Annotated in this window: 10 protein-coding genes; 9 read left to right on the forward strand and 1 reads right to left on the reverse strand. The window is 70.9% G+C overall.

The window, feature by feature from the left end:
• Positions 1-183: 183 nt before the first annotated feature.
• Positions 184-726 (reverse strand): carbonic anhydrase, encoded by a 543-nt coding sequence (locus OG729_RS29300; RefSeq protein WP_360866290.1) that lies wholly within the window; start codon positions 724-726, stop codon positions 184-186.
• 418 nt (positions 727-1,144) lie between these two features.
• Between OG729_RS29300 and rsmH the strand changes: the two genes are divergently transcribed.
• The 9 genes from rsmH (at position 1,145) to murG (ending at position 13,634) form a co-directional block, all read left to right on the forward strand.
• Complete coding sequence (gene rsmH / locus OG729_RS29305) at positions 1,145-2,098, forward strand: 16S rRNA (cytosine(1402)-N(4))-methyltransferase RsmH (RefSeq protein ID WP_405808864.1); 954 nt, start codon at positions 1,145-1,147, stop codon at positions 2,096-2,098.
• Positions 2,095-2,838, forward strand: a complete 744-nt coding sequence (locus tag OG729_RS29310; protein WP_405808866.1) for a septum formation initiator family protein — start codon at positions 2,095-2,097, stop codon at positions 2,836-2,838. Before rsmH ends, OG729_RS29310 begins: the two co-directional genes overlap by 4 nt.
• 4 nt (positions 2,839-2,842) lie before the next feature.
• Positions 2,843-4,771 carry a peptidoglycan D,D-transpeptidase FtsI family protein gene (locus OG729_RS29315; protein WP_405808868.1) on the forward strand — a complete coding sequence of 643 codons (1,929 nt, stop codon included), beginning with the start codon at positions 2,843-2,845 and terminating at the stop codon, positions 4,769-4,771.
• Between the two features lie 17 nt (positions 4,772-4,788).
• Positions 4,789-6,483 carry a UDP-N-acetylmuramoyl-L-alanyl-D-glutamate--2,6-diaminopimelate ligase gene (locus tag OG729_RS29320; protein ID WP_360866279.1) on the forward strand — a complete coding sequence of 565 codons (1,695 nt, stop codon included), beginning with the start codon at positions 4,789-4,791 and terminating at the stop codon, positions 6,481-6,483.
• Complete coding sequence (murF, locus tag OG729_RS29325; protein ID WP_360866276.1) at positions 6,480-7,901, forward strand: UDP-N-acetylmuramoyl-tripeptide--D-alanyl-D-alanine ligase; 1,422 nt, start codon at positions 6,480-6,482, stop codon at positions 7,899-7,901. Before OG729_RS29320 ends, murF begins: the two co-directional genes overlap by 4 nt.
• Positions 7,898-8,968 (forward strand): phospho-N-acetylmuramoyl-pentapeptide-transferase, encoded by a 1,071-nt coding sequence (gene mraY, locus OG729_RS29330; RefSeq protein ID WP_360866273.1) that lies wholly within the window; start codon positions 7,898-7,900, stop codon positions 8,966-8,968. Before murF ends, mraY begins: the two co-directional genes overlap by 4 nt.
• Positions 8,965-10,401 carry a UDP-N-acetylmuramoyl-L-alanine--D-glutamate ligase gene (gene murD / locus OG729_RS29335; RefSeq protein ID WP_405808871.1) on the forward strand — a complete coding sequence of 479 codons (1,437 nt, stop codon included), beginning with the start codon at positions 8,965-8,967 and terminating at the stop codon, positions 10,399-10,401. Before mraY ends, murD begins: the two co-directional genes overlap by 4 nt.
• Before the next feature lie 749 nt (positions 10,402-11,150).
• Complete coding sequence (gene ftsW / locus OG729_RS29340; RefSeq protein WP_360881718.1) at positions 11,151-12,533, forward strand: putative lipid II flippase FtsW; 1,383 nt, start codon at positions 11,151-11,153, stop codon at positions 12,531-12,533.
• Between the two features lie 6 nt (positions 12,534-12,539).
• Positions 12,540-13,634, forward strand: coding sequence for an undecaprenyldiphospho-muramoylpentapeptide beta-N-acetylglucosaminyltransferase (murG, locus tag OG729_RS29345; protein WP_360881716.1), 1,095 nt, complete (start codon positions 12,540-12,542; stop codon positions 13,632-13,634).
• The last annotated feature ends 10 nt before the right edge of the window (positions 13,635-13,644 follow it).

The following is a 13,644-nucleotide window of genomic DNA, read 5'->3' on the forward strand; positions in this document are numbered from 1 at the left end:
GCCCGTTCTACGGGCCGGGCTCGTCAGACGGCCCGGCCCACCCCAACTCACACACCATCTCCGGAAGCTTCCGGAAGGTGCCACACACGCATTCTTGTTGGCGTTACCGCGTTGTGTCACTCGCCTGTGGATAAAGGGGTGGGATATGGATGCTTTGCCGTGTTTTCTGAGGTGTCCGCTCGGTCACACCGAGGGATCGATCTCGCGCAGCAGACCCTGTGTCACATCGAAGACAAAGCCTCGCACGTCGTCGGTGTGCGGCAGGAACGGCGAGGTGCGGACCCGCTGCATCGACTGCCGTACGTCCTGGTCGACGTCCCGGAACGCCTCCACCGCCCATGACGGACGCTGCCCCACCTCGTCCTCCAGCTCGTGCCGGAAGTCCTCGGTCAGCGACTCCAGGCCGCAGTTGGTGTGGTGGATGAGTATGACGCTGCGTGTACCGAGCGCGCGCTGGCTGATGGTCAGCGAGCGGATCACATCGTCCGTGACCACGCCGCCCGCGTTGCGGATGGTGTGGCAGTCGCCCAGTTCGAGGCCGAGCGCGTCGTGCAGGTCGAGCCTGGCGTCCATGCAGGCGACCACGGCCACGCCCAACACGGGACGTGCGTCCATCCCAGGGTCCTGGAAGCCGGCGGCGTAGCGCAGGTTCGCCTCGACAAGACGGTCGGTGACCGTACCGCCGGAGCGGGCTGCGTCAGCAGGGTGATGCGCGGAAGTCGACATGGTGACGACGGTAATGGGCACACGCGACCGAGGCCTGCTGTGAGACGGGACAAAGAACATCAATGAGCCTTGTTGTGAGCTAACCCACAGGAGTGATGCGGCCGCCTCCTTACGAGTGAACTGTCCGCTCGCGCGACACCTGTCCCACCCGCCCCGCGCCACGCAGCGGCCGGTTGATTGACCCGGAGGGCCTGTGGACTAAAGTGACGCGAAGTTCAGGGACACATCCTGCACATACTGCAATTTTGACGTAATTCCCCGCGTGTGCGGCGTACGTACGACTCTTCTGAGCGGGCGGGGACCCGGCAGTACGTACGCCCGCTCCGGATCTGAGAGGGCGCATGAGCGAGCGCAGCGAGCGAATCATTGGAAGCCGTGCGCCTGGCGAATGTCGCCCCGAGCTCTGCGAGGGGCGCGCATGAGTCAGACCCGACACGTCCCGGTGATGCTCCAGCGGTGCCTGGACCTGTTGGCACCGGCCCTGGAGCAGCCCGGGGCGGTCGTCGTGGACTGCACCCTCGGCCTCGGCGGACATAGCGAGGCCCTGCTCACGCAGTTCCCCGAGGCGCGCCTGATCGCGCTGGACCGGGACAAGGAAGCGCTGCGGCTCTCCGGCGAGCGGCTCGCCCCCTTCGGCGACCGGGCCACCCTGGTGCACGCCGTGTACGACGAGCTGCCAGAGGTCCTCGAGCGGCTGAAGATCCCGCGCGTCCAGGGCATCCTCTTCGACCTCGGCGTCTCCTCCATGCAGCTCGACGAGGCCGGGCGCGGGTTCGCCTACGCCCAGGACGCCCCTCTCGACATGCGCATGGACCAGACGACGGGCGTCAGCGCCGCCGAGGTCCTCAACACCTACCCGCCGGGCGAGCTGGTGCGGATCCTGCGTACGTACGGCGAGGAGAAGCAGGCCAAGCGGATCGTCTCGGCAGTCGTACGGGAGCGCGAGAAGGAGCCTTTCGCCAACAGCGCCCGGCTCGTCGAGCTGATCCGCGACGCGCTGCCGCAGGCCGCCAAGCGCACCGGCGGCAACCCGGCCAAGCGCACCTTCCAGGCCCTGCGCATCGAGGTGAACGGCGAGCTCACCGTCCTGGAGCAGGCGATCCCAGCGGCGGTCCAGGCCCTCGCCGTCGGTGGCCGCATCGCCGTCCTGTCGTATCACTCCCTCGAGGACCGGCTGGTCAAGCAGGTCTTTGCGGCCGGCGCGGCCAATACGGCGCCGCCCGGCCTGCCGGTGGTGCCCGAGGAGTACCAGCCGCGGCTCAAGCTGCTGACTCGCGGTGCGGAGCTGCCGACCGAGGAAGAGGTCGCCCAGAACCGCCGTGCGGCGCCCGCGCGGCTCAGGGGAGCGCAGCGCATCCGGGAGGACGTGTGAGCGCTGCGGCCAAGCAGCTGAAGGGGCGGGCGGCGCGGCTGGCCAAGCTGATGCCGTCAGGGCCGAGCACCGCGGCCCGTACCCCCTTCGTCCTGCTGGTCGTGGTGCTTCTCGGCGGCGGGCTGATCACGCTGCTGCTGCTGAACTCCGCGCTCAACCAAGGCTCGTTCAAGCTGAGCGAGCTCAAGCGGAAGACCACTGAGCTCACCGACGAGCAGCAGGCGCTGCAGCGCGACGTGGACGCCCGCTCCGCGCCCGACGCCCTGGAGCGGCGCGCCCGCGAACTGGGCATGGTGCCCGGCGGCAGCCCCGCCTTCCTCGAGCCGGACGGCACGGTCCGCGGCGTGCCCCGCCGGGCCACCGCCCGGCCGTCGCCGGCCCCGACGCCGATGGAGATCCCGGCTCCGGTGGCCGCGTCCGCGTCGCCCGCGTCGCCCAGCACTCCCGCGTCGCCCGGCACCCCCGCGAATCCCGGCACCCCCGCGAATCCCGGCACGCCGGCGTCGCCCCCCGTCTCGCAGTCTCCGTCGCCCGCCTCGCCCTCATCGGCGACGGCCCCCGCCGCACCGTCATCCGCACCAGCCGCCCAGCAGCAGCCCGCGCCCCTCAAACCCCCGACGCCCCCCAAGCCCGGCCGGGCGGCCGGCCCCGGGCCCAGCAGCCAGGCGGCCGGTCCCACCCAGGCAGCCAAGCCGTCCCGCCCGCCCGCCAAGCCGACCCCGACGACCCCCGGCAGGTGACGCAGTGCCCAAGGAAGCTCCGCGCCGCCGGGTGCCAGGACCCGCCCGGCGTCCGTCCGTCCGCCCCGCGGCCCGCCGCCCGCGGCCTGGCCCGCGCATCATCCGGCTGGGCAGCCCGCGCCCCCGGCTGCGCCTGGTCAGCCTCGGCCTGACCCTGGTGATGCTGGTCTTCGTCGTACGCCTCCTGCAGGTGCAGGCCGTCGACGCCAGCGCGTACGCCGCCAAGGCGGAGAAGAACCGCTACCTCAGCCATGTGCTCACGGCCGAGCGCGGTGAGATCACCGACCGGGCCGGCATCGCCCTGGCCACCAGCGTCGATGCGTACGACATCACCGCCGACCCGAAGATGTTCATGCCCAAGGAGAGCAAGGCTCCCGACGCCCCGGAACAGGCGGCCGCACTGCTCGCCCCCATCCTCGGCAAGGACGCCGGTGAGCTCGCCAAGAAGCTGAAGACCCCCAAGTCCCGCTACACCGTGCTGGCCCGCCGCCAGACCCCTCAGGTCTGGAACCAGATCAAGGATCTCAAGTCGGTCTTCGCCGAGAAGGCCGTCGCCGACAAGCGCAAGGGCGGACCCGGCGCCAATGTGCTGAGCGGCGTGTTCCAGGAGCCGAGCAGCAAACGCGTCTACCCCAACGGCGATCTCGCCGCCGGGATACTCGGTTACGTCAACGCCGAGGGCCGCGGAGGCGGCGGCGTGGAGTCCATGCTCGACAGAGCCCTCGCCGGCCAGGACGGGAAGATCACCTACGCGCAGTCCGGCGGCCGCCGCGTCCCCACCGCCGGCTCCCGCGAGGTCCCCGCGGTCCCCGGCTCCGACATCGAGCTGACCATCGACCGCGACATCCAGTGGGCGGCCCAGCAGGCCATCGCCGAGCAGGTCAGGAAGTCCGATGCCGACCGCGGCTACGTGATAGTGCAGGACACCCGGACCGGCGAGGTCCTCGCCATGGCCAACGCGCCCGGCTTCGACCCCAACGACCTCACCCAGGCCAACTCGGCCGCCATGGGCAACGCCGCGCTCCAGGACGCGTACGAGCCGGGCTCCACCGCCAAGGTGATGTCCATGGCCGCCGTGCTGGAGGAGAAGGCCGCCGGGCCCGGCACCCATGTCGTCGTCCCCAACCGGCTGCACCGCGGCGACCGGCTCTTCAAGGACGACATCGACCACCCCACCTGGTATCTCACGCTCAACGGGGTACTGGCCAAGTCGAGCAACATCGGCACCATCCTGGCGGCCGGGCAGCTCGGCAAGACCCAGCCGGAGGCCAACCAGGTCCTCCACTCGTATCTGCGGAAGTTCGGCATCGGCAGCCCCACCGGCATCGGCTACCCGGGCGAGACGCCGGGCATCCTCGCCAAACCGCAGAACTGGTCCACCTCGCAGCAGTACACGATCCCCTTCGGCCAGGGCCTCTCGCTCAACGCCATGCAGGCGGCCTCCGTCTACTCGACGATCGCCAACGGCGGCGTACGCATCGAGCCCACCTTGATCCGCGGCACCAAGGGCCCCGACGGCCACTTCGCCCCGGCGCCCGCTCCCAAGAAGACCCGTGTCGTCAGTCAGCAGACCGCGAGCACGCTCGCGACGATGCTGGAGTCGGTCGTCGGCGACGAGGAGGGCACCGGCACCAAGGCCCGCATCCCCGGATACCGGGTCGCGGGCAAGACCGGCACGGCCAACCGGGTCGACCCGGAACTGGGCCGCTACCGCGGCTACACGGCCTCCTTCGCCGGGTTCGCGCCCGCCGACAAGCCGCGCATCACCGTCTACTGCGCCATCCAGAACCCCACCAAGGGCAGCTACTTCGGCGGCCAGATCTGTGGCCCGATCTACCAGAAGGTCATGGAGTTCGCGCTCAAGACCCTCCAGGTGGCGCCGACCGGCAGCGACCCCGCCCGGCTGCCCGTGACCTTCAAGCCCGGCGAGTAACCCGGAGGAAACACCCAGTGACGACCATCGCCTCCGATTCCGGGAACCGGCCGGACGAGCACGCTGCCCGCAGCACCCCCTCCTTTTCCCCCGGGCCGGGTGCGCCGGGTACGCTCACGGCCGTGTCACAAGCTGATCAGTACCGAACCGCCCAGCAGGACGCCACCGCGAAACAGCCGGGAGCGCCCCGTCCGGACAGGCCCCGCCCGACACCCCTGGGGGAGCTGGCCGCCCGGCTGGGTGTGCAGAGCCCGGGCCCCGGTGAAGCAACCGGCATCACCCACGACTCGCGGGCGGTACGGCCCGGTGATGTGTATGCCGCCCTTCCCGGTGCCCGGCTCCACGGCGCCGACTTCGTCGCACAGGCGGCGGACCTCGGGGCGGCCGCGATCCTCACCGACCCGACGGGCGCCGAGCGCGCGGCCGCGACCGGACTGCCGGTCCTGGTCACCGACGACCCGCGCGGCCGCATGGGCGAGCTCGCCGCCGAGATCTACGGGCACCCCGGCGACGATCTGCTCCAGATCGGCATCACCGGCACCTCCGGCAAGACCACGTCGGCGTATCTCGTCGAGGGCGGCCTGCGAGCCGCCGGCCACAGCACCGGTCTGATCGGCACGGTCGAGATGCGCATCGGCGACGAGCGGATCAAGTCCGAGCGCACCACCCCGGAAGCCACCGACCTCCAGGCCCTGTTCGCCGTCATGCGCGAGCGCGGCGTCGAGTCGGTCGCCATGGAGGTCTCCAGTCACGCCCTCGTGCTCGGCCGGGTCGACGGCTGCGTCTTCGACGTCGCCGTCTTCAACAACCTCAGCCCCGAGCACATGGAATTCCACTCCGACATGGAGGACTACTTCCAGGCGAAGGCGCAGCTGTTCACGCCGAAGCGCAGCAAGCTCGGGGTGGTCAACTTCGACGACGAGTACGGTCGCAGGCTCCTCAAGGAGGCGTCCGTACCGGTCACGAGCTTCTCCGCCGAGGGACATCCGGACGCCGACTGGCGGGCCGAGAACGTGGAAATCAGCGCAGTCGGCTCGACTTTCACCGCGGTGGGACCGGGCGGCGAGCGGATCCGCGCCCAGGCCCCGCTGCCGGGACCGTTCAATGTGGCCAACACCCTGGCCGCCGTCGTCACCCTCGCCGTCGCGGGGATCGACCCGCAGACCGCGGCCGACGGCATCGCCGCCGTCCCCGGTGTGCCGGGCCGGCTCGAGCGCGTGGACGCGGGCCAGCCGTATCTCGCCGTCGTGGACTACGCCCACAAGACGGATGCCGTCGAATCGGTCCTGCGCTCCCTGCGCAAGGTCACCGACGGCAGGCTGCACATCGTCCTCGGCTGCGGCGGCGACCGGGACAAGACCAAGCGCGGCCCGATGGGCGCCGCCGCCGCCCGCCTCGCCGACACCGCCGTACTGACCTCGGACAACCCCCGCTCCGAGGACCCGCTCGCGATCCTCGCCGCGATGCTCGCCGGGGCGGCCGAAGTCCCGATCCACGAGCGCGGTGACGTCCTGGTCGAGGCAGACCGGGCGGCCGCCATCGCCGCGGTCGTCGCCCGCGCACAGCCCGGCGACACCGTGCTGATCGCGGGCAAGGGCCATGAGCAGGGCCAGGACATCGCCGGAGTGGTCCGCCCCTTCGACGACCGTGAGGTCCTGCGCGCCGCCATCGAGCACGCTGCAGCCGTTCAGAACAGTGGGAAGAAGCAGTGATCGCCCTCTCCCTCGCCGAGATCGCCGAAATCGTCGGCGGGCAGTCGTACGACATACCGGATACGGCCGCCTCGGTCACCGGTCCCGTCGTCACCGACTCCCGCGCGGTGCAGCCCGGTGCCCTCTTCGTCGCCTTCGCGGGCGAGCACGTCGACGGCCACGACTACGCCGAGCGGGCCGTGGCGGCAGGAGCGGTGGCCGTGCTGGCCACCCGCCCCGTCGGCGTACCCGCGATCGTCGTGCCCGACGTGACCGCCGCGCTCGGCGCCCTGGCACGCCGCGTCGTCGAACGCCTCGGCACCACCACCGTCGCGCTCACCGGCTCGGCCGGCAAGACCAGCACCAAGGACCTGATCGCCCAACTCCTCGAGCGCAAGGGCCCAACGGTCTACCCGGCGGGCAATCTGAACAACGAGATCGGCCTGCCGCTGACCGCGCTGCGGGCCGCCGAGGACACCGAACACCTCGTCCTCGAAATGGGCGCCCGCTACATCGGCGACATCCGCTACCTCACCGGTCTGGTCCCGCCGAAGATCGGTCTCGTACTGAACGTGGGCACCGCCCACATCGGCGAGTTCGGCGGCCGCGAGCAGATCGCCGAGGCCAAGGGCGAGATCGTGGAGGCCCTGCCGGAGGACGGCGTGGCCGTACTCAACGCCGATGACCCGCTCGTACGCGCCATGGCTTCCCGTACCAAGGCACGCGTCGTCCTCTTCGGAGAGGCCGACGACGCCGACGTACGTGCCGAGAATGTCCGGCTCACAGAATCCGGACAGCCCGCTTTCAGGCTTCACACACCCACCGGGTGCAGCGACGTGACCTTGCGCCTGTACGGTGAGCACCACGTGTCGAACGCGCTCGCCGCGGCCGCCGTCGCCCATGAGCTGGGCATGTCCGTCGACGAGATCGCCCTCGCGCTCTCCGAGGCGGGCACCCTCTCCCGCTGGCGCATGGAGGTCACCGAGCGACCGGACGGCGTGACGGTCGTGAACGACGCCTACAACGCGAACCCCGAGTCCATGCGAGCCGCCCTTCGCGCGCTCGTGGCCATGGGCAAAGCCTCGCAGGCAAAGGGGGGGAGAACGTGGGCGGTGCTCGGCCTGATGGCCGAGCTCGGCGACGAAGCGCTCGCCGAGCACGACGCGGTCGGACGGCTCGCCGTCCGGCTCAACGTCAGCAAGCTCGTCGCAGTCGGGGGCAGGGAAGCGTCCTGGCTTCAACTGGGCGCATATAACGAGGGTTCGTGGGGTGAGGAGTCGGTGCACGTGTCCGACGCGCGGGCGGCGGTCGACCTGTTGCGCAGTGAACTGCGACCGGGAGACGTCGTGCTGGTGAAGGCTTCCAGGTCGGTCGGTCTTGAGCGGGTCGCCCAGGCGCTCCTCGAGGACACGGCCGAGGGCGAGGTGGCCGGCCGATGAGGCAGATCCTCTTCGCGGGAGCCATCGGGCTCTTCCTGACCCTGGTCGGCACTCCGCTGCTGATCAAGCTCCTGGCCCGCAAGGGATACGGGCAGTTCATCCGGGACGACGGCCCGCGCAGCCACGGCAGCAAGCAGGGCACGCCCACCATGGGCGGTATCGCCTTCATCCTGGCCACGCTGATCGCGTACGCCCTGGCCAAGGTGATCACCGGCGAGGACCCGACGTTCTCGGGTGTGCTGGTGCTCTTCCTTACGGCGGGCATGGGCCTGGTCGGCTTCCTCGACGACTACATCAAGATCGTCAAGCAGCGCTCGCTGGGTCTGCGGGCCAAGGCGAAGATGGCCGGCCAGCTGATCGTCGGCATCGCATTCGCCGTGCTGTCGCTGCAGTTCGCCGACAGCCGGGGCAACACCCCCGCCTCCACCAAGCTTTCGTTCATCACGGACTTCGGCTGGTCGATCGGCCCGGTGATCTTCGTCGTCTGGGCGCTGTTCATGATTCTCGCGATGTCGAACGGCGTGAATCTGACGGACGGTCTGGACGGCCTGGCCACCGGCGCGTCGGTGATGGTCTTCGGCGCGTACACCTTCATCGGGCTCTGGCAGTTCCAGGAGTCCTGTGCCAACGCGGTGACGCTGACCAACCCCAACGCCTGCTTCGAGGTACGCGATCCGCTGGACCTCGCGGTCGTCGCCTCCGCCCTGATGGGCTCCTGCTTCGGCTTCCTGTGGTGGAACACGTCGCCCGCCAAGATCTTCATGGGCGACACAGGTTCGCTCGCCCTCGGTGGCGCGCTCGCGGGTCTGGCGATCTGCTCCCGTACGGAGTTCCTGCTCGCCCTCCTCGGCGGACTCTTCGTCCTGATCACCATGTCCGTGGTCATCCAGGTCGGTTCCTTCAAGATGACCGGCAAGCGGGTCTTCCGGATGGCGCCGCTCCAGCACCACTTCGAACTCAAGGGGTGGTCCGAAGTCCTTGTGGTGGTCCGCTTCTGGATCATCCAGGGCATGTGCGTCATCGTGGGTCTTGGGCTCTTCTACGCGGGCTGGGCGGCCGACAAGTGAGCACACAGGACTGGCGGGGCAAGCGGGTCACCGTCGCAGGTCTCGGGGTCTCCGGGATCCCGGCGGCCCGCGTGCTGCACGGTCTCGGCGCCGTCGTCACGGTCGTCAACGACGGGGACGACGAGCGCTCCCGTGCGCAGGCGGCCGAGCTGGAGGCGGCGGGAATCACCGTCCGCCTCGGCGACGGGGCAACGCTGCCCGCCGGTACGGAGCTCATCGTCACCACGCCCGGCTGGAAGCCGGACAAGCCGCTGTTCCTGGCCGCCGCCGAGGCCGGTGTCCCCGTCTGGGGCGACGTCGAACTGGCCTGGCGGCTGCGCGGGCGGAACGGCAGAAAAGCGGTGCCCTGGCTCGCGGTCACCGGCACCAACGGCAAGACCACGACCGTACGGATGCTCGCCTCGATCCTTGAGGCCGCGGGTCTGCGTACGGCGGCCGTCGGCAACATCGGCGTCTCGCTGCTCGACGCGGTCCTCGGCGAGGAGCCGTACAGCGATCTCGATGTACTCGCCGTCGAACTCTCCAGCTACCAGCTGCACTGGGCGCCGTCGCTGCGCGCCCACTCCGCCGTCGTGCTCAACCTGGCACCGGACCACCTCGACTGGCACGGCTCGATGCAGGCGTACGCCGCCGACAAGGGCCGGATCTACGAGGGCAACACCGTCGCCTGCGTCTACAACGCCGCCGACAAGGCGACCGAGGACCTGGTGCGCGAGGCGGACGTCGAGGAGGGCTGCCGGGCGATCGGCTTCACCCTCGGCACGCCGGGCCCCTCCCAACTCGGAGTCGTGGACGGGATCCTGGTCGACCGCGCCTTCGTCGAGAACCGGCAGAAGCAGGCACAGGAGCTCGCGGAGGTCACGGACGTCAACCCGCCGGCCCCGCACAACATCGCCAACGCCCTTGCGGCGGCGGCGCTGGCGCGTGCGTACGGCGTCGCGCCCGCTGCCGTACGCGACGGACTGCGCAACTTCCGGCCCGATCCGCACCGCATCGAGCGCGTCGAGGACGTGGACGGGGTCGGGTACATCGACGACTCCAAAGCCACCAACACCCATGCCGCGGAAGCGTCTCTGGCGGCGTACGACCCGATCGTGTGGATCGCGGGCGGCCTTGCCAAGGGTGCGACCTTCGACGAGATCGTCGAGAAGTCGGCAAAGCGACTGCGCGCAGTCGTACTTATCGGTGCGGACCGGGCGCTGATCCGCGAAGCCCTCGCGCGACACGCGCCCGAGGTCCCGGTCGTCGACCTCGACCGGACAGACACTGGGGCGATGTTGGCGGCGGTCTCGGAAGCTGCGCGCCTCGCCCGGCCGGGGGACACGGTTCTGCTGGCCCCGGCCTGTGCGTCGATGGACATGTTCGCCAACTACAACAAGCGAGGCGAGGCGTTTGCGGACGCGGTCCGCGCACTTGCCGCCGAGCGCGCCTGACCGGACCGACTCCCGCGCCGTGCCGTGCGTCCCGGCGGCCGCGCCAGGCACGACTGGAGGGGACAGCGACCATGCCGGCCGATGACACCACCCCCGGCCCGGGCCCACGCCACCACCCCGCCGCGCCGCGCCGGGCTGCCGCTGCCCTGGGCCCGACCTCGCGCCACGCTGCCGCGCAGGGGCCGAATGACGCCCTTTCCGGGCCGAGCCTGCGGCCCGCTGCCGTCGCGGTGCGGCCGGATGGTGCCGCCCCGGGCCTGAGCCCGAGCGGCGCTGCCGCGCCTGGGACGGCGTCCGTCGTCCCGGGGCCGCAGGGTGCCGTCTCCGGGCCGAGCCCGCGGCCCGCTGCCGCGCCGGGGCCGGCCGACGCCCTTTCCGGGCCGAGCCCGAGCGGCGATGCCGCGCTGGGGCCGGATGGTGCCGTCCCGGGACTGAGCCCGAGCGGCGCTGCCGCGCCGGCGCCTGATGGCGCCGTCTCCGGGCCGAGCCCGCGGCCCGCTGCCGCGCCGGGGCCGGAGGGTGCCGCCCAGGCGCCGAGCCTCAGCCGCGCTGCCGCGCCCGGCCCGGATGGTGCCGCCCCGGGCCCGAGCCCGCGGCGTCCAGCCGCGCGCGGGAGCGCGTACGCCGGGCCTCGCGCCCTCGCGGGCTCCGTCCGCACCCTGCGGGAGCACGCCGCCGAGGTCGGACCGGCCTTTCTGCGCACCCTGCGCGAGCGTGTCGCCGGGATCGGCCCGGTTCTCATGCCCGCCATGCCCGCCATGCCCGCCCTGGCGGGCCCCGGTCCCGGCCCCAGCCCCGTCGGGCTCGTCCTGCGCAGTCGCGCCGGCGGAGCAGTACGCCGCCCGCCTACCGCCCGCCGCACCGCACGCAGGCCCAGCACCCCCCGACCGCCCCGCGACCGCGGCCCCCGGCGCCTGTACGAGCAGGCGCGCCGCGCCTGGGACCGGCCGCTGACCGCGTACTACCTGATCCTCGGCAGCAGCCTGCTGATCACCGTGCTCGGCCTGGTGATGGTCTACTCCGCCTCGATGATCAAGGCGCTCGAGCTCTCGCTCCCGGCCTCCTACTTCTTCCGGAAGCAGTTCCTCGCCGCCGCCCTCGGCACCGGTCTGCTGCTGATCGCCTCCCGGATGCCGGCCAAGCTGCATCGCGCCCTGTCCTATCCGCTGCTGATGGGCGCCATCTTTCTGATGGTGCTCGTCCAGATCCCCGGGATAGGGCACGCGGTCAACGGCAACCAGAACTGGATCTATCTGGGCGGCCCCTTCCAGCTCCAGCCCAGCGAATTCGGCAAGCTGGCGCTGATCCTCTGGGGCGCCGACCTGCTCGCCCGTAAGCAGGACAAGCGGCTGCTGACCCAGTGGAAGCACATGCTGGTGCCGCTCGTCCCGGTCGCCTTTCTGCTGCTGGGCCTGATCATGCTCGGCGGCGACATGGGCACGGCGATCATCCTCACCGCGATCCTCTTCGGCCTGCTGTGGCTCGCCGGAGCGCCCACCAGGCTGTTCGCGGGTGTGCTCGGCATCGCCGGGCTCGTCGGCTTCATGCTGATCAAGACCAATGAGAACCGGATGTCCCGGCTCTCCTGCATCGGCGCCATCGACCTGGGGCCGAAAGGCGAGTGCTGGCAGGCCGTGCACGGCATCTATGCTCTTGCCTCCGGCGGATGGTTCGGTTCCGGTCTCGGCGCAAGTGTGGAAAAATGGGGGCAACTCCCCGAACCTCACACCGACTTCATCTTCGCCATCGCCGGCGAGGAACTGGGGCTGGCGGGGACGCTGTCGGTGCTCGCTCTCTTCGCGGCTCTAGGCTATGCGGGTATCCGCGTGGCCGGACGTACGGAGGACCCCTTCGTGAGGTATGCCGCGGGAGGCGTGACCACCTGGATCACGGCCCAGGCCGTGGTCAATATCGGTGCGGTGCTCGGTCTGCTGCCGATCGCCGGTGTCCCGCTCCCGCTGTTCTCCTACGGAGGATCGGCCCTGCTGCCGACCATGTTCGCTGTCGGGCTGCTGATCGCCTTCGCGCGAGAGGACCCAGCCGCGAAGGCGGCCCTGGCCGTGCGGAGGCCCGGGGTGAGATGGAAGACAATGAGACGGCGCGGTAAGAAGCGTCCGTCCGGAGAGCGGTGAATTTCGGTGCATGTCGTACTCGCCGGTGGGGGGACCGCCGGCCACATCGAGCCCGCGCTCGCCCTCGCGGACGCCCTGCGCAGGCAGGACCCGACCGTGGGGATCACGGCACTGGGCACGGAGAAGGGGCTCGAGACCAGGCTCGTGCCCGAGCGGGGTTACGAGTTGGCGCTCATCCCCGCCGTTCCGCTGCCGCGCAAGCCCACCCCTGAGCTGATCACCGTCCCCGGGCGGCTGCGCGGCACCATCAAGGCCGCCGAGCAGATCCTGGAGCGTACGAAGGCCGACTGCGTCGTCGGCTTCGGCGGCTATGTCGCGCTGCCCGGCTATCTGGCCGCCAAGCGGCTCGGGGTGCCGATCGTGGTCCACGAGGCCAACGCCCGGCCCGGTCTGGCCAACAAGATCGGCTCGCGGTACGCCGCGGGCGTGGCCGTCGCCACGCCCGACAGCAAGCTGCGCAACTCCCGCTACATCGGCATCCCGCTGCGCCACACCATCGCCACCCTCGACCGCGCGCGAGTGCGACCCGAGGCGCGCGCCGCCTTCGGTCTGGATCCCAACCTGCCGACGCTGCTGGTCTCCGGCGGCTCGCAGGGCGCCCGCCGCCTCAACGAGGTGATCCAGCAGATCGCCCCGGTGCTGCAGCGCTCCGGGATCCAGATCCTGCACGCGGTCGGCCCGAAGAACGAACTGCCGCGCGTGGACAACATGCCCGGTATGCCGCCCTACATCCCGGTACCGTACGTGGACCGGATGGACCTCGCGTACGCCGCGGCCGACATGATGCTCTGCCGCGCGGGCGCGATGACCGTCGCCGAACTCTCCGCCGTGGGGCTGCCCGCCGCGTACGTACCGCTGCCGATCGGCAACGGCGAACAGCGGCTCAACGCCCAACCGGTGGTGAAGGCCGGCGGCGGACTGCTCGTCGACGACGCCGAACTGACCCCCGAGTGGGTCCAGGGCAATGTCCTTCCGGTGCTTGCCGATCCGCACCGGCTGTACGAGATGTCGCGTGCCGCCGCCGAGTTCGGCCGCAGGGACGCCGACGACCTGCTCGTCGGCATGGTGTACGAGGCGATCGCTGCACGCCGCCAGGCGTAAGAAGGGCAGG

This window comes from Streptomyces sp. NBC_00210, assembly GCF_045160975.1.
Taxonomy (GTDB): domain Bacteria; phylum Actinomycetota; class Actinomycetes; order Streptomycetales; family Streptomycetaceae; genus Streptomyces.